Origin of the sequence: Alcanivorax sp. 24 (genome assembly GCF_004360225.1) — a bacterium.
In the GTDB taxonomy this organism is placed as follows: Bacteria; Pseudomonadota; Gammaproteobacteria; order Pseudomonadales; family Alcanivoracaceae; genus Alloalcanivorax; species Alloalcanivorax xiamenensis.
In genome coordinates this window covers 1-454 of sequence record NZ_SNUA01000089.1, presented here as the reverse complement: position 1 = coordinate 454, position 454 = coordinate 1, and the positions used below count along the sequence as shown (strand labels likewise).

The following is a 454-nucleotide window of genomic DNA, read 5'->3' as shown; positions in this document are numbered from 1 at the left end:
GCTTTTACCTTGCCATCTCTTCGTATTAACAAGGACAGACATTGAATATTTTACTTGCCATGATCCCCGCCTTTTTATGGGGCACCACCTATGCAGTGACCAAATATGCCACACCTGATTGGCCGCCACTTTTATTAGGCGCATTGCGTGCATTACCTGCAGGGTTATTACTTTTATTGCTTAAACCTAGTTTGCCAACCCGTTCGCAGTGGCCAAGTTTGTTAACGCTAGGTGCTGTGAATATCGCGCTGTGTTTTGCCTTTATTTTTATTATGGCGGTAAACCTTCCTGCAGCTATAGCTGGGGTAGGGATGGTGTCTGTGCCGGTCGTGGCTTTGTTATATGCTTGGCTTACTAAAGGGCTGCGCCCTGCAAAAATTCAAGCATTCTGTGCTATGGCGCTGGTGGTACTGGCCTGGCTGTTGTTCGACCCAGCACACGTGGCATTAAATGT

1 protein-coding gene is annotated in these 454 nt (G+C 47.4%); it reads left to right on the top strand.

The window, feature by feature from the left end:
• Window positions 1-41: 41 nt before the first annotated feature.
• The coding region (locus tag E0L37_RS21390; protein ID WP_166643125.1) for an EamA family transporter at window positions 42-454 on the top strand (413 nt) is incomplete at its 3' end.